Here is a 22,105-nt window from a genome sequence, read left to right on the forward strand (position 1 = left end):
CGCCCGGTGATCGTGCCCTTGCGACGGTACGCCGGGCGTTCGGCCCGGCGCCACGGTGTCGTCGCCGCGACCTCGTCGCGAAACGACGGCGTTACTCCTAGGGTCGGTTCCGGACGCGATGCGTCCGGATCGGAGGCGGTGTGAGCGGCGACCCGAACCCGACCTCCCGCGCCCTGACGACGCTCGAGCTCATCCAGTCGAGCCCGGGCATCACGGCCGAACGCCTCTCGGCGACCCTCGGCGTCTCGGAGCGGGCGGCTCGGCGCTACGTGACGAACCTGCGCGAGGCGGGCATCCCGATCGTGTCCGTGCGCGGTCCCTACGGCGGCTACCGGGTCGGGCGCGGGCTGCGGCCGCCGCCCCTCATGCTGAGCGCGCCGGAGGCGTTGGCGCTCGTCATGGCGGTGCTGGACGGGCACCACGACCTCGACGACCCCACCGAACCCGTCGGCACCGCGATCGGCAAGATCCTGCGCGCGCTGCCCGAGGCGGTCGCGGCACCCGTGCGGGCGGTCCGGGACGTCGCCGCGCCGGCACCCGACCGGGCCGCGGCCCGGCCGGACCCGCGTACGGCCACGACGCTCGTGCAGGCCTGCGCCGCGCACCGCCGCGCGCGGCTGGCCTACCGGTCCGAGAGCGGCAACGCCTGGGAGAGCGAGGTGGAGCCCTGGGCGGTCGTCGTCCGGCACGGCCGCTGGTACCTGCTCTGCCGGTCGGTCGCGGCCGGCGAGCGCCGCGCGTACCGCGTCGACCGGGTGGAGCGGGTCGACCTGCTGGACGACACGTTCACGCCGCCCGCCGAGCTCGACCCCGTCGCCGAGCTCGACGCGCACCTGGCCTCCGGGTGGGAGTTCGCCGTCGACGTGGTCCTGCAGGCGCCGGCGCACCGCGCGCAGCACTGGCTCCCGCGCGGACTAGGCCGGCTCGAGGCGATCGACGGCTCGACGTGCCGCCTGGTGGGCACGACGAGCAACCCCTACTGGTACGCCGAGCGCCTCGCGCCGGTGCCCGTCGACTACCGCGTGGTCGGCGGCCCCGAGCTGCTGGCGACGGTGCGCGCGCTCGGCCGCCGGATGCTCGCGGCCACCGAGGAGGCCGTCACCGCTCGCGGATCCACGTGAGCGGCGCTCCGGACACCGGCCGCCAGTCCAGCGGCGGGTCCTCGCCGACGCGGCCGTCCACCGCCTCGCGCAGCAGGTCCGCGTGGCCGGTGTGCCGGCCGTACTCCTCGATCAGGTCGAAGAGCAGCCGCCGCAGGGACGCGTGGTTCCCGTCGTCGTCGCCGTCGTGCCCGAGCTGGTCCAGGCCGTCGTTCTCCAGCGCCTCCGCCAACCGGTCCCGCGACCGCGCGACCGCGCCGTCCCACGCGGCGTAGAGCTGCTCGGGGGTGTCGTGCGCCGCGGACAGGAGCTCGGTGTCGTTCTCGCCCCAGGTCTGCGGCTGCCACATGTCGCCCGGGTGCTGGCCGGCGAGCTTCCAGCGGAACGTGGTGTCCTCGACCGCGGCGAGGTGCTTGAGCAGTCCGCCGAGGGTCAGGGCGGACACGCCGATGTGCTGCGCGAGGCCGGCGGAGTCGAGTCCGTCGGCCTTCCAGCGGAACGTCGTGCGGAGCCGGTCGAGGGCGCCGACGAGGTGGTCGAGCTCGGAGCCGGCCATGGGCGGGAACCAGGGTGCAGTCGTCATGCGCCGACCGTAGGACGGTTTCCGGACGATCTCCGTCCGGATCGTCATCGCGGCTCGACGGTTCCCGCCGGATTGTCGTCGGCGGCGTCGCCGGTCAGGTAGGTGACGTGCCCCTCGACCACGACGCCGTCCGCGAAGACGAGCACCTCGTCGACCAGGTTGCCGCGCTGGTTGCGGTAGCTGATCACCAGCACGCTCACCCCGGCGAACACGCGCTCGACGGAGAAGCGGAGGTCCGGGATCCGCCGCAGGCCCTCGGTCCAGTAGGCGCGCAGCGCGTCCTTCCCACGCAGCACGCCGCCGGACTCAGGGACGATCTGCGCCGCCACCGGGGAGGTGAAGACGACGTCGTCGTGGAAATGCGACAGCAGCGTGTCGAGGTCGTGCGCGTTCCACGCGGCGACCCAGTCCGCGCTGAACTCGGCGGGATCGGGGAGGCCGGTCTGGCTGAGCTGGTCCACGGCACCGACGGTACGGCCTGAGAACCCGTCCCTCACCCCAGGTGGTCGAGGTACTGCAGGATCAGTCCCTCGCGCAGCGCCCACGGCGAGACCTCCAGCTCGTCCAGCCCGAACGCGCGCATGGTCTCGGCCAGCACGATCCCGCCCGCGACGATCTGGAACGTCCGGTCCTCGGTGATGCCGGGCAGGGCCGGCCGGGCGGCGGCGGGGATCTTGGCCAGCCGCGGGACCCAGTCCTCGAGCGCGGCCCGACGCAGCAGCCGGCGGTCCTGCGGCCCGACGCCGTCGGCGAGCGACCCGGCCAGGCGAGCGAGGGAGCGGATGGTCTTCGACGAGCCCACCACGTGCGCCGGTGCCGCGTGGCCGGCGAAGAGCCCGCGCGCCTCCCGCAGCCGTTCGCGCGCGTGCGCGCGGAGCGCCGCGACCTGCGGCTCCGTCGGCGGGTCGTCGTGCAGGAAGGCGACGGTCGACCGGCCGGCGCCGAGCGGCAGCGACACCGCCACGTCGGGGATCTCGCTGCCACCGGCCGCGATCTCGAGCGACCCACCGCCGATGTCGAGGAGCAGGACGTCCCCCGCCGACCAGCCGAACCAGCGGCGCACGGCCAGGAACGTCAGGCGGGCCTCGTCCTCACCGGTGAGCACCTGCAGCCGGACGCCGGTCGTGGACTCCACCAGGGCGAGCACCTCGGGACCGTTGGCCGCCTCGCGCAGCGCCGACGTGGCGAACGCCAGCATCTCGGTGATCCCGGCGTCGGCACCGGCGGCGACCGCCGCGGACACCGCGTCGACGACCGCGGCCACGCCCTCGTCGCTGATCGCGCCCGACGGCTCCAGGTACCGCATGAGCCGGAGCACGGACTTGTGTGACGAGGGCGCCTGCGGGGGAGCGCCGCGGCGGGCGTCGACGACCAGCAGGTGGACCGTGTTCGAGCCGACGTCCAGCACCCCGAGTCGCATGGACGGCACGCTACGCCCGCGCCCCTCGTCCGAGTGGGCCCGACCGTTCTCACCCGCGCCCGGCGTGCGAGTGCCACGACGACGGCCTAGCGTCGGGCGACGTGCTGGGACATGTCAGCGGGCGGCGCCCCGAGACGTCGGACGAGGACCGGCCGTCGGTCCTCGACGGCCGGTACCGGCTCGACGGCGTGCTCGGCCGGGGTGGCATGGCGACCGTGCACCGGGCGCGCGACCTGCTCCTCGAGCGCGACGTGGCCGTCAAGGTGTTCCCGGCGGCACCCGAGGACGGCGACGACCTCCTGCGCAACCGCGCCGAGATCCGCGTCCTGGCGACCCTGAGCCATCCCGGCCTGGTCACGCTGCACGACGCGGGCACGGTGCACGGGGACGACGGGTCGCAGCAGGTGTACCTGGTCATGGAGCTCGTCGCCGGACCGACGCTGGCCGAGCGGCTGCAGCGCGGCGAGCTCAGCGTCCGCCAGGCGGTGACCGTCGGCAAGGAGCTGGCGGAGGCGCTCGCGGTGGTCCACGCGCGGGACATCGTCCACCGCGACATCAAGCCGGCGAACGTGCTGCTGACCGGCCCGGACGCGCTCGACGACGATGCCGGCGGCCCGGCGGTCAAGCTGGCCGACTTCGGGATCGCCCGCCTGGCCGGCGCCACGCGCCTGACCCTGACGGGCATGACGCTCGGCACCATGAGCTACCTGAGCCCCGAGCAGGCCGCCGGTGGCCCGCTCGGCCCGGCGAGCGACGTCTACGCGCTCGGTCTGGTCCTCCTCGAGTGCGTCACGGGTCGGCCCGCGTTCACCGGCACGCCCGCCGAGGTCGCGGCGGTCCGGCTGACGACCGTGCCTCCCGTGCCTGCGGACCTGCCGCCGGACCTGCACGAGCTGCTTGCGCGCATGACGCGCCTGGTGCCCGATGAGCGGCCCAGCGCACAGGAGGTGGCGACCGCGCTCGCGACGGTCGGCGCCGGACCGACGCCGGCAGAGACCGCCGTCATGCCGGTGCTGGACGACGAGGTCTCGACGGAGTCGCCCGGCCGGCGGGCACGCGTGCGCTCCGCGCGCTGGGCTGTCGCCGCGGGCGCGGCGGTGCTGCTGGTGGGCGGGGCGGTGCTCGTCGGGCAGGTGGCYGGCGGACCGGGTCCGACCGATGCGCCGTCCTATCCGGCCGTGTCGGGCACGATCGGCGAGTCCCTGACCCGGCTGCAGGGGAGCGTCGAGCCATGAGGCGCGTCCTCGTCCTCGTCCTGGGCGTCGCCCTCCTCGTCGCCGGGTGTGGGGGCCGCCCCGACCTGGCCCCCGACCGCGCGCACACCCTCCAGAGCACCGTGCTCGCCGTCACCCAGGCCTCGGCCGAGGCGCGCTGGGACGACGCACTCGCCCTGCTGGGCGAAGCCCGGACGGAGCTCGACGCCGGGGTCGACGCGGATCAGGTCTCGACCGCCCGGTACCGCGAGGTCGACGCGGCCCTCGACGAGGTCGAGTCGCAGATCACGGCCGAGCGCGACCGCGTCGCCGCCGAGCAGGCCGCGGCACAGCAGGCCGCGGCCGACCAGGCGGCTGCAGAACAGGCGGCCGCCGACCAGGCGGCTGCCGACCAGGCGGCGACGAGCAACGCGCCTGCCCCCGCCCCGAAGCCCGCGCCCCCCGGCAAGGACAAGGGCAAGGGCGCGGGCAAGGGCGGCAAGTAGCGCGCGACCAGGGTCCGAGGGGTCAGGCTCAGGGGCCGGGTCCGGGCGATCACCGATGTGCTCGGTGGGGTGGCCGTCGCATGCTGGGGGAGTCCGGTCGACGGCGGCCGGCGAGAGGAGCACGACGATGGGCACCATCCACGACAGCATGGCTCGCCAGGGTCTGGTCCGGCCGGCGGACGGCCGCATTCTCGGCGGCGTCTGCGCCGGCCTCGGCCGCCGGTTCGGCCTCGACCCGTGGCCCGCACGGTTCCTGTTCGTGCTGGTCCTCCTGGTCCTGCCGGGCAGCCAGCTGCTGATCTACCCGATCCTCTGGATCCTCATGCCGACCGAGCGCTGGGCCCCGGCCGCGCCGACGGCACCGGCGGCGCCGGCGGGCTCGGCTGGGTGACCTAGACGGTCGACGAGAGGTGACGTGGCCGGCGCTGCGACGGGACCAAGGGGCTCGTCTGGCCGGGGACGGCCTTCTCCAGCTCGTCCACGAGCGATCGCCAGCAGCGCTCGGCCTGGCGCATCTGCGCCGCCACCGTCTCGGGGGCCAGGTGCCCGACGATGCCGGCACCGGCCGCGGCGTCGAGCGCGTCGAGGGCGCGCTCGACGGTCTGCCGGGCGGCCCGGTAGTTGGCGGTGTCGCGCGCGTCGGGCGGCGTCAGCACCTCGAGCGCCGCGGCGGCGTCGTCGACCAGCGACCGCACGAGCGCGACGGCGTGCGGGCGGTCGTTCATCGGCATCCGCACCGAGGCGTCGGCCACCGCGCTGACCAGCGTCGACTGGGCTAGGCGCTCGATCGTGTGGCGCAGGGCATCGGGGTCCAGCTGGATGGCGAGCAGCAGCACGACCGTGCGACCCAGCAGGGTCTCGGACCGGACGCGGGCCACCCGACGGCGCTCGGCGGCCTCGCGCGCCTCGTTCTCGGCGCGCATCACCTCGGCGTGCGCCTCGCGCTCGCGCCGCTCGGCCGCCTGGCGTGCCGCGGTCGCGCGGCGGGCCACCTGCTCGGTGGCCACCCGCACGTGCTGCTCGCTCTCGGTCTGCCCGCGGTGCATGAGCTCGACCGCGCACTGGTTCACCGGTGCGGCGTAGCCCGTCCCGGTGTAGCCGAAGAGCGCGATCCGGTGCTCCTCGGCCCACAGCACCGCGGTCTTGGTGTAGCCGGAGCGGGAGTAGAAGACCGCGACCGAGGCACCCGCCGCCGCCCGCAGGTCCTCGAGGTCGCCGCGGCCGACCGGGCTCCGGCGGTGCTCGACGCGACCCGCGAAGTCGGCGCCGACCAGGTCGAGCTCGGTCGAGGTCCCCGTGGGCGTGACGCGGACGTCGGTGCGCGCGAGGACGGTGCGCGCGTGCCTCTCGGCGAAGCGCTCCGCATCCCGCCACTGCGGGTCCTTGCCCGCTGCGCTCACGTCCACCTCCTCGACCCACCTGATCCGGACTGGATCGGGCCGGACAGTCCGAGGCAGACGGTAGAGGCGATGTCCACGACCGGACTCGTCCGTCCGGGTGAGCGGGCCGGGCGATCCGCGCGCAAAACCGCGATCCGCAGACACCGGAGGACGAATCGACCGGGTGATCTTGTCGGTCACGGGGCAACCCGTTCACCCGTTGGCCGACCATCCCGTCCAGCGGTGCACCCGCGCCCGGACGACCGGCCCGCGCGGGGGCACGTCCCGGTAGGGCGGGTACCGCTCCTGAAGGGCCGCCAGCTCCTCGGCGGTCGGGGGCCCGTCGACCACCTCCGCGCCGGCGTCGGCGCGGACCCACCAGAGCTCGGACCAGTCGGTCGACCAGTGGTCGACCAGGAAGGCGACCGACGGGTTCTCCCGGATGTTCCGCAGCCGCCGCAGGTCGGTGGTGCGCTTGGGCTTGTGGTCGACGCTCACGACGACCACGTCGCCGACGAGCGCGAACGTCACGGGGACCAGGTGCGGGAGCTGGTCCGCGCCGGTCGTCGCCAGCACCGCCCGGTCGGCGGCGGCGAACCGTCGGCGGCACTCCTGCTCCCTCACGGCAGCCATTCTGGGAGGCTGGGGCGATGACGGCACGGTGGCCGGCGTTCGCCCCGGCGCTCGAGCGCGCGGCGCGGCACGCCCAGGAGTGGTTGACGTCGCTGCCCGAGCGTCCCGTCCGCCCCCGCGCCGACGCCGACGAGCTGGTCGCCGTGCTCGGCGGCCCGCTGCCCGACGGCCCGACCTCGCCGGAGGTCGTGGTCGACGAGCTCGCCGCCGGCATCGAGCCCGGCCTCATGAGCATGCCCTCCGGTCGGTTCTTCGGCTGGGTCATCGGTGGCACGCACCCGGCCGCGCTCGCGGCGGACTGGCTGGTCAGCGCGTGGGACCAGAACACGGCGCTGCGGCACTCGACGCCGGGCGTGGTCGCCGTCGAGGAGGTCGCCGGCGCGTGGGCGCTCGACCTGCTCGGGCTGCCCGCCGGCGCCGACGTCGGCTTCGTCACCAGCGCGACCATGGCGAACTTCACCGGCCTGGCCGCGGCGCGCCAGGAGGTTCTGACGGACGTGGGCTGGGACCTCGACCGCGACGGGCTGACCGGAGCGCCGCGCATCCGCGTGCTCGTGGGAGCCGAGCGGCACGAGACGGTCGACCTCGCGCTGCGCTACCTGGGACTCGGCGCGCCGACCGTGGTGCCGGCCGACCGGCAAGGACGTCTGCTCGTCGGCGACCTCGAGCGGCTCCTCGGCGACGGCCCGACGATCGTGTGCCTGCAGGCGGGCAACCTGCACTCCGGCGCGTCCGACCCGATGGCCGAGGCGATCGACGCGGCGCACGCCCGCGGCGCGTGGGTGCACGTCGACGGCGCCTTCGGTCTCTGGGCGGCCGCCTCGCCGCGGCTCCGGGGGCTGCTGACCGGCTACGAGCGGGCCGACTCGTGGGGCACCGACGCGCACAAGACGCTCAACGTGCCCTACGACTGCGGCCTGGCGATCGTCGCCCGCCCCGAGCCGCTGCGACGGGCGTTCGGCATGCGCGCCGACTACTTCGCGACCTTCCAGGGGTCGGGGGACCCGATGGAGAAGGTGCCCGAGCTCTCCCGACGAGCGCGCGGCGTGCCGGTGTGGGCGGCCCTGCGGTCGCTGGGCCGGTCCGGTGTCGAGGACCTGGTCGACGGGCTCGTCGCGCGGGCGCGCCAGATCGCCGACGGCATCGCCGCGATCGACGGCGCGCAGATCCTCAACGACGTCGTCTTCACGCAGGTCAGCGTCGCGTTCGGCACCGACGAGCGGACCCGGGCGGTCACGGCGCGCGTGCTGGCCGACGGGGTCACGTGGATGTCCGGGTCCCGCTGGCAGGGCCGCGACGTCCTGCGCGTCTCGGTGAGCAACTGGTCCACCGACGACGAGGACGTCGCCCGCTCCGTCGACGCCGTCCGTCGCGCCGCCGGCTGACGTCGCGCACGGCTCAGTCTCGCGACAGCACCACGCGCCACGGTCGCACCGTCACCGTCAGCACCCCGTCGACCACGGACCGGTCGTCCCGCGTGGCCAGCCGCACGGCCTCGTCGAGGGACTCGACGTCGAGGACCGTCATCCCGTCGCCCTCGCGGTCCTCGAACGGACCGGCGGCGACCAGCTCGCCCGCCGCGTGCCGGCGCTGCAGGAACGCGTAGTGGTCGGCGATGCCCGGCTGGTCCCGGACGGCCTCACCGTCGGGGACCGCCGGACCGCGCACGTGCAGCAGGACGAACCGGGTCATGGCTCCTCGTCAGTGCTCGTCGGGATCCACGGGACGCGCGACCGGAGGCCCCGCCGGCGGGTCGAACGGGTTGCCGGCTCCCGCGGCGAGGGGCCGGGCGGTCACCGGCGTGCGCCACCGCCGGGACCAGCGAACCAGGGCCACGACGCCCGCCGCGATCGCGCCGCCGAAGGCGAGCCAGGGGATGAGGACGCCGACCACGATGACGATGCCCGAGACCAGCTCGACCAACGAGCCCCAGCCCGTCGCCAGACCCTCGAGGAACGACTGCGGGCCGGTCGGCTCCACCGGCGGTGCCGGCGGCTCGACGTACGGCGGCAGGTCGGGGCCGACGAGCGTGACGTGGATGGTGGAGAGCGACACCTGCTCGGCGAGCGCCGCACGCTGCGACGTCAGCTCCTCGAGGCTGGTCTCACGCTCGGTGAGGGCGTTCTCCGCGGTGACGATGTCGTCGTGGGTGGTCGCCGTGGCCAGCAGGTTCTCCATCCGGCCGACCGACAGCTGCATGGCGTGGATGCGGGCGTCGAGGTCGCGCGCGGCGGACGTGACGTCCTTCTTGGCGAGGTCCACCGTGTCGACCGTGCCGAGGTCGCGCAGGGCGATGAGCGTCGGCGTCACGGCGGCGGCCGGGAGGCGGAGGGTGAGCGCGGCGCGGGCGACCTCCGTGTCGGTCTGGGCCTTCTCGGACCGGTCGTCGACCCGGCCCCCGGCGTCCTCGGTGAGCCGCACGATGGCGTCGGCGGCGGCCTGCGGCTTCTCCACCGACATCGCGACGTCCCCGGTCTGCACCACTTGGCGGTTCGCGTCTGCGGCGCTCGCGGCCGACCCGTCGGCGCTCTGCGCGCCGTCCTGGGCGGCAGCGTCCGCCCCGCCGCCCTGGTCGGCGCCCACGGCGCTGCCGTCGGACTCGGTCTCCGTGTAGCCGGAGTCGGCGGAYGAGCCGCTGTCTCCCGCCGAGCAGGCGCCGAGCGTGGCGCTCAGTGCGAGGACGCCGACCGCCGCGAGGCGAGCGGTGCGGCCGTGGGCCTTCGAGGTGGGGCGGCGCGTCGTCGGGTTCATGGCCGTGACCGTAGGGCCGTCCGCGAGGCTGCGGGTTGCCTGTGACTCAACTGTGACGGCGACGCCACCGCACGCACCGAATCGTGACCGGGCCGTCACCGCAGCGCGTCGTGCCTGCTCAGAGGGTGTACGCCGTCGCGGTCCACAGGTGCACCGCCGCGAAGGCGCGCCACGGCCGCCATGGCTCGGCCAACCGGGCGACGTCGCGGTCCGTCGGGACGCCGAGCGCGCGGCGCAGCACGAGGTCGCCCACCGGCATCGCGTCGCGGTCGGCGAGCACGCGCAGCGCGAGGTAGTCGGCCGTCCACGGGCCGATGCCGGGCAGGGCGAGCAGTCGCGGTCGGACGTCGGTGGCCCCCGGGGCGAGCACCAGCCCGTCGGCGCACGCCTGGGCGAGCGCGTGCAGGGTGCGCGCGCGGGCATGGGTGATGCGGCCGACGGCCTGCAGCTCGGCCGGGTCGACGGACGCGAGCGTGGCCGGCGACGGGTAGACGGTCAGCCCGTCGGGACCGGGGGCGCCGTAGGCGGCGGCGAGCCGACCGCCGAACGTCCGGGCCGCGGCGAGCGACACCTGCTGACCGAGCACGGTCGTGACCGCGGCCTCGAAGCCGTCGGGATGGCCGAGGATCCGCAGGGCGGGCCGAGCGCCGACCAGGGGGCCGAGCACCTCGTCCCGGGCGAACGCGTCGCGCACCGCGTCGAGGTCGTCGGCGAGCCCGAACCAGGCGTCGGCAAGCTCGTGGAGGTCGACGCCGGTGCCGGGCGAGGCGGTGAGGTCGACGCGGTCCTGCGCCAGCGTCGCCGTGACGACGTCGCCGTCGACGACGCGCCGGACCGTGCTGCCGTCGACCACCTCGACGCCGGGGACGGCGTGCGCGACGAGCGAGGCGAGCGCGGGAGCGGGGTCGAACGGTCGCCGCACGACGAGGGTGGTGGGGATGGTGGCCTCCGAGTCGAATCCTTCCGACCGTACCGGCCGCGGGCTTTACCAACACGAGATCGACACATGGAAAGGATGCGCCCCTCCCATGACAGTGCTAGAACTGTTCTAGCTGATCGCCGCGGGATGCCCAGGGCGACCAGCCGGTCGCAAGTACGGACCGCGTTGCCGAGGGTCACGGCGAGAGCCGGACCGCCCGTGAGGGTTCAGGGAGTGCGCCAAGCCTCGTGCCGGCGAGACGCCTCTCCGTGGCGCCCCGTCCCCCAGAAACGGGGGCGGGGCGCACCTACGTACGCTGGCACCGTGCACCTGCTCTTCGCCTCCACCGGCGACTCCGTGTCCGACGAGGTCCAGGGCGTCGTCGTGCCCACGGTGTCGCTGCTCGCCGCGGTCGTCGTCGCCTATCTCGCGGCCACCCTCATCGGCGTGGTGGTCCGCCGGGTCGCCCGCCGGTCCGCCGTCGCCGCCGACCTGACGCGGCGGTCGCGCAAGCCCATGCGGGCGGTCCTGCTGGTGGTCGCCCTGTGGATCGCGCTGCGGCTGAGCACGGACCCGGCCGACTGGACCCGGACCGCCGAGCACGCGCTGCTCATCGCGTTCATCATCACCGTGGCGTGGCTCATCGGGAGCCTCGCGTTCGTGCTCGAGGACGCCGCGCTCCAGCGGTACCGCATCGACGTCGCCGACAACCGCCACGCGCGTCGCATCCGGACCCAGGTGCAGGTGCTGCGGCGCCTGACGGTCGCCGTGCTGGTGGTCTGTGCGATCGCCGCGATCCTGCTCACGTTCCCGCCGGCGCGCGCTCTCGGCGCCAGCCTGCTCGCCTCGGCCGGGCTCATCTCGATCGTGGCGGGCCTCGCGGCGCAGAGCTCGCTGGCCAACGTGTTCGCCGGGATGCAGCTGGCGTTCACCGACGCCATCCGGGTGGACGACGTGGTCGTCGTCAACGAGCAGTGGGGGCGGATCGAGGAGATCACCCTGACGTACGTCGTCGTGCACATCTGGGACGACCGCCGCCTGATCCTGCCGTCCACGTACTTCACGACGACGCCGTTCGAGAACTGGACCCGGCGCGCGGCCGACCTGCTGGGCACGGTCGAGCTCGACGTCGACTGGGAGGTGCCGGTGGAAGCCATGCGCGCCGAGCTCAACCGGCTGCTGCAGGACACCGACCTCTGGGACCACCGGGTGGGCATCCTGCAGGTCACCGACGCGATCGGCGGGGTGGTGCGCGTGCGCGCCCTGGCCAGCGCCGTCGACGCGCCCACCCTCTTCGACCTGCGGTGCTACGTGCGCGAGGGGCTCGTGGGCTGGCTGCAGAGCGAGGCGCCGCAGGCGCTGCCCAAGACCCGGTGGGAGGGGGCGGCACCGTCGGCGCCGGCTCCCGCGTCCGGGCGCCGCGCCCGGCCGGAGACCACCCCGACGCCGACGCTCCCTGTGCCGGGCGCGTGGTCCACGGACGAGACGCAGACCATCCGCACGGGCGGCGGCCAGGACTCGCGGCTGTTCACGGGGAGCATCGAGGCCCTCGAACGGTCCCGAAACTTCTCGGGACCGGGCCAGGACGTCATCGACGAGCGGGAGCAGACCGCCGAGGACCACGGCGAGGGCCGGCAGCCCTGAGCCCGATCCAGCCCGTCAGCACCGACGCCCTCGTCGACCGCCTCGTCCGGCTGGTCGTCGCGAGGCCGGGACGTGTCCGGGTGCTCGTCGACGGCGCACCGCCGACGCGGCCCGGGGAGCTCGCGGACGCCCTGGTCGAGCCCCTGCGGGCGGCCGGCCGCCCGGTGGCCCGCGTGCGCGCCGACGACTTCCTGCGCCCCGCCTCCGTGCGGTTCGAGCACGGCCGGGACGACGCCGACGCGTACCTCGAGGACAGGCTCGACCTGCGCGCGCTCGGCCGCGAGGTGCTCGACCCGTTCGTCGCCACCGGCCGGTACCTGCCGACGCTGTGGGACGCCGCCACCGACCGCGCCACCCGTGCCCCGTACGCGCACGCGGGCGACGGTGCCGTCCTGCTGCTCGACGGCAGCACGCTGCTGGGCCGGTGGCTCGACCACGAGGTCGCCGTCCACCTGACGGTGCGCCCGGCCACGCTCGAGCGGCGGACGCCCTCGGGGGACCGGTGGGTGCTCCCCGCCTTCGCGCGCTACGACGAGGAGATGCTCCCGGTGGAGCTGGCCGACGTCGTCGTGCACGTGGACGACCCCCGGCACCCCGCGGTGCTCATGCCGTGACCGCGGCGGTCACCCGGTCGGCCAGGCGGTGCATCGCGTCGGCCAGCTCGGGCGGCCCGACCACGCGCAGCGGCACCCCGAACATCGCGAACGTCGCCGCGACCCCGTCCCACGACCAGGCGCGCAGGACGACCCGGCTGCGGTCGTCGCCGAGCGCCTCCACCAGCGCGCCGCGGCCGGCCCAGCGGGCGACCTCGGCGGCCGCCATGTCCACCTCCGCCTCGCCCCGGCACGGCCACGGGTCGATCTCGCGGAACCGCTCGGCGACGAAGGCCGCGACGTCGGGCGCGGGCAGCTCCCGGGGCGCGAAGCGCGGGCCGGAACCCGTCTTCGGGGTTATCCGGTCCACCCGGAACGTGCGCCAGTCGCCCCGCTCGAGGTCGTAGCCGACGAGGTACCAGCGGCCGCCCCAGGTGACCAGGTGGTGGGCCTCCGCGCGGCGGGCCGGGCGCGGGCCGGCGTCACTGCCGCCGGCGTAGTCGAACCGGAGCACCTCCCGGGCGCGGACCGCCGCGCCCACCGCGAGCAGCACGGCCTGGTCCACCTGCGGACGGCCGCCGCCGCGCGTGACGGCCGTGACCTGCAGCGCGTCGGCGGCGGTGCGCAGCCGCGCGGGCATGACCTGCCGCAGCGTCGCCAGCGCGCGCACCGCTGCCTCGTCGACCCCCGCGACGCCGGTCGACGCGGTCTGCAGCGCCACGACGAGCGCGACGGCCTGCTCGTCGTCGAGGAGCAGCGGTGGCATCTGGGTGCCCGCGTCGAGCCGGTAGCCGCCGTCGGGTCCCTTCGACGCGTGCACGGGATAGCCGAGCTCGCGCAGCCGGTCGACGTCGCGGCGCACCGTGCGCGGGCTGACACCGAGCCGGTCCGCCAGCACGCCGCCGGGCCAGTCGCGGCGCGCCTGGAGCAGGGACAGCAGCGAGAGGAGACGGGACGACGGGGTCGACATGTCCTCAGGATCGCATCGCATAGCGGACAGGAGCTGACCGCTACGCCGAGCAGGCTCGGTGCGTACCCACTCACGAGGAGAACCCATGATCCAGACGCGAGGACTCACCAAGGACTTCGTGGTGAGCCGCACCGAGACCGTGCACGCCGTGCGCGGGATCGACCTCGACATCGCGCCCGGCGAGCTCGTCGCCGTGCTCGGGCCGAACGGTGCGGGCAAGACCACCACCATGCGCATGCTCACCACGCTCGTCCGCCCGACGTCCGGCACCGCGACGGTCGCGGGCGTCGACGTCGTCGCCGACCCCGCGACGGTCCGGCGGCACATCGGCTACGTCGGTCAGGGCAACGGCGCCGGTCACCAGCAGCGGGCCGCCGACGAGCTGACCATGCAGGGCCAGGTGTACGGGCTCGACCGCGCCTCCGCCCGGCGGCGGACGGGCGAGCTGCTGGACGCGCTCGACCTGACGGCGCTGGCCAGGCGCAAGGTCTCCGACCTGTCCGGCGGCCAGCGCCGCCGCCTCGACGTCGCCCTCGGCCTGGTGCACGCGCCCTCGTTGCTGTTCCTCGACGAGCCGTCGACCGGGCTCGACCCGCAGAACCGCGCCAACCTCTGGGACCACATCCAGCGGCTGCGCGCCGAGCACGACATGACGATCGTGCTGACCACCCACTACCTCGACGAGGCCGACACCATGGCGGAGCGCGTCGTCGTCGTCGACCACGGCCAGGTGATCGCCGACGACACGGCCGACGGGCTCAAGCGGACCCTCGCGGGCGACCGCGTGGTGCTGACCGTCGCGCTCGACGGGACCGCGGGCCGCGTCGCGACGATCGTCGAGGCGCTGCCGGGTGCCCGGGACGTGACGGTCGACGGGGCGCGGGTCGAGGCCCGCCTGGCTGATGCGGGCGTCGCCGTCCCGTCGCTGGTGCTCGCCGCGTCCGCCGCGGGCGCGCCCCTGCTCGAGGCCGTCGCCGTCCGGCCCACCCTCGACGACGTGTTCCTGGCCCTCACCGGCCGCAGCCTGCGCGAGTCGGGCACCACGGCACCGACCGAGGAGGTCGCAGCATGAGCACCCTGACCGTCACCCCGCCCGTGCGCACCGAGACCGCGGTCCGGCGGTCGTGGCTCGCCGACGTGCGGCTCGTCATGACCCGCGAGCTGCGGCCGGTGGTCCGCGAGCCGTTCTCCGTCGTGTTCGGCCTGGTCCAGCCACTGGTGTTCCTCGGGCTGTTCGGCCCGCTGCTGGTCGGCACGTCGGACGGCCTGAGCTCCGCCGAGGTCTGGCAGTGGTTCGTGCCCTCGGTGCTCGTGATGACGACCCTGTTCGGCACCTCGACCACCGGCTCCAACCTGCAGTTCGAGATGCAGACGGGGGCGCACGAGCGGCTGCTGGTGACGCCGCTGTCCCGCTCGGCGCAGCTGGTGGGACGGTCGCTCAAGGAGATGGTGCCGCTCGTGGCCCAGGCCGTGATCGTCATCGTGGTCATGCTGCCGTTCGGCTTCCGTGCCGACCCCGCCGGGGCGGCGCTCGGGCTCGCCATGCTGGCGGTGCTCGGCGTCGGGCTCGGGTCGTTGAGCTACGCGCTCGCCATCGCCGTGCGCAAGCAGGAGTGGATGTTCTGGGCGGTGCAGCAGACCGTGCTGTTCCCGCTCCTCATCCTGTCCGGCATGCTCCTGCCGCTGGAGACCGGGCCGCAGTGGATGAAGGTGGCGTCGGCCTTCGACCCGCTCCGGTGGGTGGTCGAGGCGGAGCGGGCCCTGTTCGCCGGCGACCTGACCAGCGGCGCCGTCGCGGCCGGGTGGCTCGCCGCCGTCCTCACCGCGGCGGTCGGGCTCGTGGTCGGGGTGCGCACGCTGCTGCGCAGCGCCGACTGACCGCACCTCACACCGCTCGCCCGTCGTGCGTCTTCCTTCCAGAGACGCACGGCGGGCGGGCGTTGTCAGTGGGTGGGGGAATGATGTCGACCATGACGATCCAGGGGGAGCTCGCATCGGATCTTCGGGTTCTCGACGAGGTGCGCGTGGTGCACGCGGTCGTGCCCTCGCCGCTCGGCCCGCTCACGCTCGTCGCGCACGACGGCGGGCTGAGCGCGCTGCTGCTCCCCGGGTCCAAGTACGAGGCGGTCCAGGGTCCGTTCGGCGAGCGGGCCGACGACGAGTTCGACCACGTGCGCGCGCAGCTCGACGAGTACTTCGCCGGCGAGCGCACCGAGTTCGACCTCCCGCTGCACTTCGTCGGCACCACCTTCCAGTGCCGCGTGTGGGAGGGGCTCCTGCGCATCCCGTACGGGCAGACGCGCTCTTACGGCGACCTGGCCGCAGAGATCGGGCTGGACCCCCGGACCTCGTCGCGCGCCGTCGGCGCGGCCAACGGCCGCAACCGGATCGCCATCGTCGTGCCGTGCCACCGGGTCATCGGCGCCGACGGGTCGCTGACCGGCTTCGCCGCCGGGCTCGACCGCAAGCGGTTCCTGCTCGGGCTCGAGGCCAAGGGCCGTCCGCGGGAGCACCTGCTCTTCTGATGTCGGTCGGGTCCCTGTCCGGGCCGACGGTCCGGTGGCAGCATGGACCCATGGCGCTCGTCCGCTACGTGGCGGCCGCCGCCGAGGCCGCCGGCACCGCCGCCGAGCAGGTTCCCGCCTCGACGGTCGGTGAGCTGCGCGCCCAGGTGCTGACCCGGCACGGCGGCGAGCTGGCGCAGCTGATCGGCGGGTGCTCGTTCGTGGTCGACGGCGTGCGCTCCGACGACGCCGCGGCCCTGGCGCCCAGCGACGTCGTCGACGTGCTCCCCGGCGGCTGACAACGCCTCCCGGATGCGGCCCGCCCGCATCGCTGCGAGCGTGGGCGCATGAGAGTCGTCGTCGTCGGAGCCAGCGGCAACGTCGGCACGGCCCTGCTCCGGCGTTTCGTCGACGACGGGACCGTGACCTCGGTGGTCGGGGTCGCGCGACGGGTCCCGCGTCAGGCGCCGCCCGGTCCGTACGACGTGGCCACCTGGGTCGCGTGCGACGTCGCAGCGCCGGCCGCCGTCGACGAGCTCCAGCCCGCGCTGGCCGGCGCCGACGCGGTCGTCCAGCTCGCCTGGGCCATCCAGCCGAGCCACGACCGCCGCCGGCTCCACGACATCAACGTGTCGGGCACGCGGAACGTCGTCGAGGCGGCTCGTCGGGCCGGGGTGCCGCACGTCGTCGTGGCCTCCAGCGTCGGCGCCTACTCGCCCGCGCCCGACGACGTCCCGCGCGGGGAGGGGTGGGCCACCGACGGCGTGCGCTCGTCGTCGTACTCCGTGGACAAGGCGGCCGTCGAGCGTGTTCTCGACGAGGTCGAGGAGCGCTACCCGGACCTCGCGATCGCCCGGCTCCGGCCGGCGCTGGTGTTCCAGCGTGCCGCCGGGCACGAGATCTCGCGGTACTTCCTGGGTCCTTGGGCGCCGAAGCGGGCCATCGCCGGTCGGCTCCCCGTGCTTCCGTGGCCCACGGGGCTGCGCCTGCAGGCGGTGCACGCCGACGACCTCGCGGACGCCTACCGCGAGGCGGTGGTGCGGCGCGTCCGCGGACCCTTCAACATCGCTGCGCCCGACGTCCTGCGCGGCCCGGAGATCGCCGACGTCGTGGCGCGTGGTCGGCTGCGCGACGTCGCGGTGCCCCAGGCGAGGGCGGTGGTCGCGGCGGCGTGGCACGCCCGGGCGGTACCGGTCGGACCGGGGTGGCTCGACATGGCGCTCAGCGCGCCGCTGCTCGACACCTCCCGTGCCGAGCGCGAGCTCGACTGGCGGCCGCGCACGTCGGCCATCGACGCCGTCCGCGACCTCGTGGACGGCATCGCGGCCGGCGCGGGGACGGCGAGTCCTCCGCTGCGGCCGCGGCGGCGCTGAGGCTGTCGCTCCTTCGATGCCCGGCGAGTCACTCCGAGGGCACGGCGCTTATTCGACAGCCATCTCGCCGTGCGCCATCGGTCGACGTCGAACCGTGACTGGCGGCCCACACTCCGGCGCCCCACGCCGCGTAGCGTCGCCGCCATGGCCTCGCCGCGGGAGCACCGGCACAGCGCGCTGGCGCCCGGTCGCGGCGTCCTGCGTGGCGTCGGCGTCCTGGCAGTCCTCGGCACCCTCGCCGCCTGCTCGCCCGCCGAGTCCCGAGGTCCGCAGCACATCGTCGGCTGGTCCGTCGACGACGACGTGCTCCACCTGTGGATCAACACCTGCCACGGAGACCCCGAGCCTGAGGTTGTCGAGGCCGACGACGACGTGACGGTCACGGTCGTCTCGACGCGGCGCAGCTCCGGCCCCGCCTGCCAGGACCCTGTCGAGGTGACCCTCAGTGAGCCGTTCGGCAACCGGGCGCTGATCGATGGCGCCACCGGCCGCGAGGTTGAGCCGACAGAAGGCTGACCCGGCACCCGGCGGGAGACACCTGGTGCGGGGACGGTCCGACCGGTGTCCAGATCGGGGCAGCCGGGGCCAGTTGCCGTGACGCGATCGGTAAGCACCGGGGCGGGCTCGCCGAACGTGTGCATTCCGTTTCGCTGCTGATGCGTCCCTTTCACGTGCGGAGCGCGCCACGGCTTTCGTCTCTACCTCGGGCCTGGACCACGCAAGCGGCACACATGAAATCCGATTCCACAGGAACGGGTGCATTGTTTCGTCGCTCATCGTTCTGTGGATGGGCGTCGTGAATTCGGGGCTGTGGACGGGTCAACGACGGGCTCGTGAGGCTCTGACCTGTGTTGTTGTGGATAAGTGGGCCCTTCTCGCACTTTCGGGGGGGAATGTGCCGGTGAATGTCAGTGGTGCCTGGAACACTTCTTCGTAGCGGGATTGTTGGGGCCGGTTCACTGGTCCGTCCTGGGTCGCGGAGGAGGTGGTGTCGATGTCGGTCGAGGAGTTCTCCGACGGTGCGGCACCCCTGGGCTCCGCTGCGAGCGGGCGGTCCGCCTCCGCGGGCACCGGGTCGGTGGCTGCGGTGTTGGCGGCGTTGACCGCTGCGGTTGATGAGTTGGCGGCCGCGGCCGACCCCACGAGCTCAGCTGGGCGCCTGGAGGGTGCGGCGGCGGTAGACGTGGTCCGCGAGGCCCTGGGGTTGGCGGGGCGGTTGTCCGCGATCGCGGCCCGGGTGGTCCCGGTGGTGGAGGCCGACGGGTGGTGGGCGTTGGACGGTGCCCGGTCGATCACCACCTGGGTCGCCGCGCAGGGCCGGCTCTCGCACGGGCAGGCGGCGGGGTTGGTGGCGTTGGGGCGGGCGTTCCGCGATGCCCTGCCCGCTACCGCGGCGTTGAGCGTGGCCGGGACCGTGCCCTTGGAGGCCGCGCAGGCGATGGCCGCGGCGGCGAACACCGACCAGCGCCGCACCGCGCTGGCCGCACCCGCACCCGAGTGCGGGGAGGACTTCCTGCTCGAGCACGCGGCCTCGTTGCCGATCGCCCAGTTCCGGGTGCTGACCCGCCGCTGGGCCGCCGCGGCGGACCCGGACGCGGACGACCGCGGGTACCGCAAGGCGGCCGAGCGGGAGTTCTTCAGCCTGGCCCAGACGATGGACGGGTGCCACCTGCGGGGGTTCTTGACCACCGAGCACGGTCACGCCCTGGCCGCCGCCCTAGCCGCGGTCACCACCAAGAGCACAGAGACGGCCGGGCTGCCGGCGGCGCGGCGCCGCGCCGGGGCCCTGGTGAACCTGACCCGGCTGGTCCTGGACCGGGACCTGACTGGCGCCACCGGGTCCCACCGCCCGCAGATCACCGCGTTGGTCGACTGGACCACCCTGTCCCGCGCCCTCCACCACCCCAGCGACGGACCGGCACCAGCCGCTGGGACAGGGCAGCCCGGTCATCGGGTCAGCCGACCGGCGCCATCTGGGGGACCCGAGGACCGCAGCCCAGTCACCGGGTCAGACCTGTCCGCACCGCACGACGACCTCGCGCCCTCCCGCGGCGTCCTGCCGGCACCTGGTGTGGATGTGGACCGGTTCGGTGTGGCGGAGCTCGTCGGCACCGGGCCGATCCCCGACACGGTCCTGGCCCGGTTGGCGTGTGACTCGGCGATCACCCGGGTCGTGTTCGGACCCCAGTCGCAGATCCTGAACGTCGGCCGGGCCGAACGGACCTACTCGGGGGCCAAACGGCGTGCGATCATCGCCCGCGACCGGCACTGCCAGTACCCCGACTGCGACGCCCCACCCGTGCTGTCCGAGGTGCACCACACCCAGCACTGGCACCGCGACGGAGGCTCCACCGACGTGCACACCGGATGCCTGCTCTGTTGGCACCACCACGAACTCGTGCACGACCGCGGCATCGAGATCACCCACGACCCCACCGGCCGATGGTCCTTCACCGACCGCCACGGACACCCACTCCGCACCTGACAGGTGGCTCCGACGTTGAGGCACGTCCGGAGCAGGCCTCCAGCCGGCGGGCGTTCGAGTGTCGCGGACCTGGCGTCGTCAGGCATCCTCGACCCATGGCAGACGACGTCCCCGCCGAGCGGCACGTGTACGGCCGTGTCGACGCCCCGGTCACCGTGCTCGAGTTCGGCGACCTCGAGTGCCCGTACTGCCGTGCCGCTGCGCCGGCGCTGCGCGAGCTGGTGGACACGTCCGACGGACGGGTTCGGCTGGTGTGGCGGCACTTCCCCCTGTTCGAGGTGCATCCCTACGCGCTGTCGGCCGCTCTGGCGGCGGAGGCGGCAGGCGCGCACGGGAAGTTCTGGCAGATGCACGCCGAGCTGATGAGCCATCAGGACCGGCTTGCGGAGCAGGACCTGCGTGAGTCGGCGCGCGCACTGGGTCTCGACCCGTCGGAGGTTGCCGGCGACGGCGCGCAGGCCTATGCCGCGGCCATCTCGGCGGACTACGCCGCCGGCATCGAGCTCGGAGTGCGGGGCACGCCGACCTTGTTCATCGACGGCGCGCGGTTCCACGGCAAGGTCACGCTCGACCGGTTGCGCGAGGCCGTCGAGGCGGCGCAGTGAGGACGGCGCTGGTCACGGGGGCTGGGCGGGGGATCGGCCGGGGGATCGCGCTCGGGCTGGCGCAGGCGGGGTACGCCGTGGCGCTCGTGGGTCGTACGCGGGCGCTCCTCGACGCGGTGGCGGAGGAGATCGGCGGGAACGCGTTCGTCGCCGCGGCCGACCTCGTCGACCGCACGGCCGTGCTCGACGCGGTGGCGCGGGTCGAGGAGGCGCTGGGCGGCATCGGGCTGCTGGTGAACAACGCCGGCGTCATCGAACGGGCGGAGGTGCCGTTCGTCGACGACGACGTCGAGGACTCCTGGCGCGTCATCGAGGCGAACGTCCGGGGGCCGTTGCTCGTCACGCACGCGGTGCTGCCCGCCATGCTCGCCCGCGGCGCCGGGCGCGTGCTTAACCTCAACTCCGGTGCGGGCCACCGCGCCATGACCAGCTACACCGGCTACGCCGTGAGCAAGGGCGCGCTGGCCCGGTTCACCACGCAGCTCGACGCGCAGTACCGGGACCAGGGCATCCGCGTGCTCGACCTGGCGCCGGGTCACGTCGAGACCACCATGACGACGACCATGCCGATGCATGCGGGACGCACCGAGTGGACGCCGGTCGCGGCGGTCGCCGAGCTGGTGCGGGCGTTCGGGGACGGGGAGCTCGACGCGCTGTCCGGGCGCTTCGTGCGCGCCGGCACCGAGACCGTCGAGTCGCTGCTCGCGGCGACGCCCGCGATCCTGGCGTCCGACGCGCGCACCCTGCGGCTCGGCTCGTACGGCGACGGCGACCCGCTGTCGTGACCGAGCCGATCCGGCACCAGCTTGTCGTCGACTGCACGCCGGTCGAGGCGTTCGACGCCTGGGTCGACGGGATCGGGCAGTGGTGGCACCCCGACTACACGCCCGACCCCGCCGGTTTCGTCGGGGCCCGCATCGAACCGCGCGTCGGCGGCCGGGTCTACCTGGTCGACGCGACCCGCGGCGAGGTCGAGTGGGGACGGGTCCTTGCCGTCGCCCGCGGTGCGCTCGTCGTGCACACCTCCACGCTCGGGCAGACCCCGAACCACCCGAGCCGGATCACCGTGCAGTTCGTGCCGCTCGACGAGGGCGGAACGCGCGTCGAGCTCGAGCACGGCGGCTGGGACGAGGGCAACGCCGGCTTCCGGGACAAGTTCACGGACTGGCCCCAGACCCTCGAGCGCTACGCCGCGTTCGCGGCGGGTAACGGCTACCGGGGGCGGACTGGCCTCTGATGCTCGAGCGCTACGCCGCGCTCGCGGCCGGTCGGGCCGACCGTCAGCCGTAGCGGCCCGGGGATTCGCGTGGGCTGGTCCGGGCAAGCGATGCCGCGCGGTCGGCACGACGCGGACCTCGACGTGCGGACGCCGGTCCCGCCGGTCGGTCGGTGCGCCGACGGCGGCGGCTGTGACCGAGCCCGCGGGCTCGCGGGGCGCTCGAAATGG

Annotated in this window: 26 protein-coding genes; 17 read left to right on the forward strand and 9 right to left on the reverse strand. The window is 74.6% G+C overall.

What is annotated here, in order from left to right; translation table 11 throughout:
• Positions 1–140: 140 nt before the first annotated feature.
• Positions 141–1,121: a helix-turn-helix transcriptional regulator gene (locus AC1DQC_RS12830; protein ID WP_477051625.1), complete on the forward strand. Its 981-nt coding sequence runs from the start codon at positions 141–143 to the stop codon at positions 1,119–1,121.
• Here the strand turns inward: AC1DQC_RS12830 and AC1DQC_RS12835 are convergent.
• Genes AC1DQC_RS12835 through AC1DQC_RS12845 form a run of 3 tightly spaced genes read right to left on the reverse strand, consistent with a single transcriptional unit; the run spans position 1,099 to position 3,103 of the window.
• Entirely contained in the window at positions 1,099–1,683 is a 585-nt protein-coding gene (locus tag AC1DQC_RS12835) for a mycothiol transferase (protein ID WP_477051626.1), read from the reverse strand. The two genes, AC1DQC_RS12830 and AC1DQC_RS12835, sit on opposite strands and share 23 nt — an antisense overlap.
• A gap of 44 nt (positions 1,684–1,727) precedes the next feature.
• A complete protein-coding gene (locus AC1DQC_RS12840; protein WP_477051627.1) occupies positions 1,728–2,144 on the reverse strand; it encodes a nuclear transport factor 2 family protein in 417 nt (138 codons plus the stop codon).
• Positions 2,145–2,176: 32 nt separating this feature from the next.
• Positions 2,177–3,103 carry a Ppx/GppA family phosphatase gene (locus AC1DQC_RS12845; RefSeq protein WP_477051628.1) on the reverse strand — a complete coding sequence of 309 codons (927 nt, stop codon included), beginning with the start codon at positions 3,101–3,103 and terminating at the stop codon, positions 2,177–2,179.
• 101 nt (positions 3,104–3,204) lie between these two features.
• On the opposite strand from AC1DQC_RS12845, the gene AC1DQC_RS12850 reads away from it, so the two are divergent.
• From AC1DQC_RS12850 to AC1DQC_RS12860, 3 genes are all read left to right on the forward strand, one after another.
• A complete protein-coding gene (locus AC1DQC_RS12850; protein WP_477051629.1) occupies positions 3,205–4,338 on the forward strand; it encodes a serine/threonine-protein kinase in 1,134 nt (377 codons plus the stop codon).
• Positions 4,335–4,802, forward strand: coding sequence for a mucin-associated surface protein (locus AC1DQC_RS12855; protein WP_477051630.1), 468 nt, complete (start codon positions 4,335–4,337; stop codon positions 4,800–4,802). The genes AC1DQC_RS12850 and AC1DQC_RS12855 overlap by 4 nt, the downstream gene beginning before the upstream one ends.
• Positions 4,803–4,929: 127 nt before the next feature.
• Positions 4,930–5,193, forward strand: coding sequence for a PspC domain-containing protein (locus AC1DQC_RS12860; RefSeq protein ID WP_477051631.1), 264 nt, complete (start codon positions 4,930–4,932; stop codon positions 5,191–5,193).
• A gap of 1 nt (position 5,194) precedes the next feature.
• Here the strand turns inward: AC1DQC_RS12860 and AC1DQC_RS12865 are convergent, their stop codons facing one another.
• Positions 5,195–6,202 (reverse strand): hypothetical protein, encoded by a 1,008-nt coding sequence (locus AC1DQC_RS12865; RefSeq protein ID WP_477051632.1) that lies wholly within the window; start codon positions 6,200–6,202, stop codon positions 5,195–5,197.
• Positions 6,203–6,394: 192 nt separating this feature from the next.
• A complete protein-coding gene (locus AC1DQC_RS12870; RefSeq protein WP_477051633.1) occupies positions 6,395–6,805 on the reverse strand; it encodes a TIGR03668 family PPOX class F420-dependent oxidoreductase in 411 nt (136 codons plus the stop codon).
• A gap of 26 nt (positions 6,806–6,831) precedes the next feature.
• Between AC1DQC_RS12870 and AC1DQC_RS12875 the strand changes: the two genes are divergently transcribed.
• Positions 6,832–8,199 (forward strand): pyridoxal phosphate-dependent decarboxylase family protein, encoded by a 1,368-nt coding sequence (locus tag AC1DQC_RS12875; protein WP_477051634.1) that lies wholly within the window; start codon positions 6,832–6,834, stop codon positions 8,197–8,199.
• 13 nt (positions 8,200–8,212) lie between these two features.
• Here AC1DQC_RS12875 and AC1DQC_RS12880 read toward each other — a convergent pair whose 3' ends face one another.
• From AC1DQC_RS12880 to AC1DQC_RS12890, 3 genes are all read right to left on the reverse strand, one after another.
• Entirely contained in the window at positions 8,213–8,506 is a 294-nt protein-coding gene (locus tag AC1DQC_RS12880; protein WP_477051635.1) for a YciI family protein, read from the reverse strand.
• A 9-nt stretch (positions 8,507–8,515) separates the two neighbouring features.
• Complete coding sequence (locus AC1DQC_RS12885) at positions 8,516–9,565, reverse strand: DUF4349 domain-containing protein (protein WP_477051636.1); 1,050 nt, start codon at positions 9,563–9,565, stop codon at positions 8,516–8,518.
• A 118-nt stretch (positions 9,566–9,683) separates the two neighbouring features.
• Positions 9,684–10,487: a DNA-3-methyladenine glycosylase 2 gene (locus tag AC1DQC_RS12890; RefSeq protein ID WP_477051637.1), complete on the reverse strand. Its 804-nt coding sequence runs from the start codon at positions 10,485–10,487 to the stop codon at positions 9,684–9,686.
• A 321-nt stretch (positions 10,488–10,808) separates the two neighbouring features.
• Between AC1DQC_RS12890 and AC1DQC_RS12895 the strand changes: the two genes are divergently transcribed.
• Positions 10,809–12,128: a mechanosensitive ion channel family protein gene (locus tag AC1DQC_RS12895; RefSeq protein ID WP_477051638.1), complete on the forward strand. Its 1,320-nt coding sequence runs from the start codon at positions 10,809–10,811 to the stop codon at positions 12,126–12,128.
• 80 nt (positions 12,129–12,208) lie between these two features.
• Complete coding sequence (locus AC1DQC_RS12900; protein ID WP_477051639.1) at positions 12,209–12,742, forward strand: nucleoside/nucleotide kinase family protein; 534 nt, start codon at positions 12,209–12,211, stop codon at positions 12,740–12,742.
• On the opposite strand, the gene AC1DQC_RS12905 is transcribed toward AC1DQC_RS12900, so the two are convergent.
• Positions 12,732–13,691: a helix-turn-helix transcriptional regulator gene (locus tag AC1DQC_RS12905; protein ID WP_477051640.1), complete on the reverse strand. Its 960-nt coding sequence runs from the start codon at positions 13,689–13,691 to the stop codon at positions 12,732–12,734. The genes AC1DQC_RS12900 and AC1DQC_RS12905 overlap by 11 nt on opposite strands.
• Before the next feature lie 85 nt (positions 13,692–13,776).
• Between AC1DQC_RS12905 and AC1DQC_RS12910 the strand changes: the two genes are divergently transcribed.
• From AC1DQC_RS12910 to AC1DQC_RS12955, 10 genes are all read left to right on the forward strand, one after another.
• Positions 13,777–14,763, forward strand: a complete 987-nt coding sequence (locus AC1DQC_RS12910; protein ID WP_477051641.1) for an ATP-binding cassette domain-containing protein — start codon at positions 13,777–13,779, stop codon at positions 14,761–14,763.
• Complete coding sequence (locus AC1DQC_RS12915; protein ID WP_477051642.1) at positions 14,760–15,569, forward strand: ABC transporter permease; 810 nt, start codon at positions 14,760–14,762, stop codon at positions 15,567–15,569. The genes AC1DQC_RS12910 and AC1DQC_RS12915 overlap by 4 nt, the downstream gene beginning before the upstream one ends.
• A gap of 92 nt (positions 15,570–15,661) precedes the next feature.
• Positions 15,662–16,216, forward strand: a complete 555-nt coding sequence (locus AC1DQC_RS12920) for a methylated-DNA--[protein]-cysteine S-methyltransferase (protein ID WP_477051643.1) — start codon at positions 15,662–15,664, stop codon at positions 16,214–16,216.
• 50 nt (positions 16,217–16,266) lie between these two features.
• On the forward strand, positions 16,267–16,494 hold the full coding sequence (locus AC1DQC_RS12925; RefSeq protein ID WP_477051644.1) for a MoaD/ThiS family protein: 228 nt from the start codon (positions 16,267–16,269) through the stop codon (positions 16,492–16,494).
• A gap of 48 nt (positions 16,495–16,542) precedes the next feature.
• Complete coding sequence (locus AC1DQC_RS12930; protein WP_477051645.1) at positions 16,543–17,568, forward strand: NAD-dependent epimerase/dehydratase family protein; 1,026 nt, start codon at positions 16,543–16,545, stop codon at positions 17,566–17,568.
• A 144-nt stretch (positions 17,569–17,712) separates the two neighbouring features.
• On the forward strand, positions 17,713–18,084 hold the full coding sequence (locus AC1DQC_RS12935; protein WP_477051646.1) for a hypothetical protein: 372 nt from the start codon (positions 17,713–17,715) through the stop codon (positions 18,082–18,084).
• Between the two features lie 478 nt (positions 18,085–18,562).
• Positions 18,563–20,053 carry an HNH endonuclease signature motif containing protein gene (locus tag AC1DQC_RS12940; RefSeq protein WP_477051647.1) on the forward strand — a complete coding sequence of 497 codons (1,491 nt, stop codon included), beginning with the start codon at positions 18,563–18,565 and terminating at the stop codon, positions 20,051–20,053.
• 95 nt (positions 20,054–20,148) lie between these two features.
• The gene (locus AC1DQC_RS12945) at positions 20,149–20,658 is read left to right on the forward strand and encodes a DsbA family protein (RefSeq protein ID WP_477051648.1); all 510 of its coding nucleotides are present in this window, start codon (positions 20,149–20,151) and stop codon (positions 20,656–20,658) included.
• On the forward strand, positions 20,655–21,443 hold the full coding sequence (locus AC1DQC_RS12950) for an SDR family NAD(P)-dependent oxidoreductase (RefSeq protein WP_477051649.1): 789 nt from the start codon (positions 20,655–20,657) through the stop codon (positions 21,441–21,443). The genes AC1DQC_RS12945 and AC1DQC_RS12950 overlap by 4 nt, the downstream gene beginning before the upstream one ends.
• The gene (locus tag AC1DQC_RS12955; RefSeq protein WP_477051650.1) at positions 21,440–21,895 is read left to right on the forward strand and encodes an SRPBCC domain-containing protein; all 456 of its coding nucleotides are present in this window, start codon (positions 21,440–21,442) and stop codon (positions 21,893–21,895) included. The genes AC1DQC_RS12950 and AC1DQC_RS12955 overlap by 4 nt, the downstream gene beginning before the upstream one ends.
• The last annotated feature ends 210 nt before the right edge of the window (positions 21,896–22,105 follow it).

It is taken from the genome of Cellulomonas sp. P4_H12 (assembly GCF_056400905.1).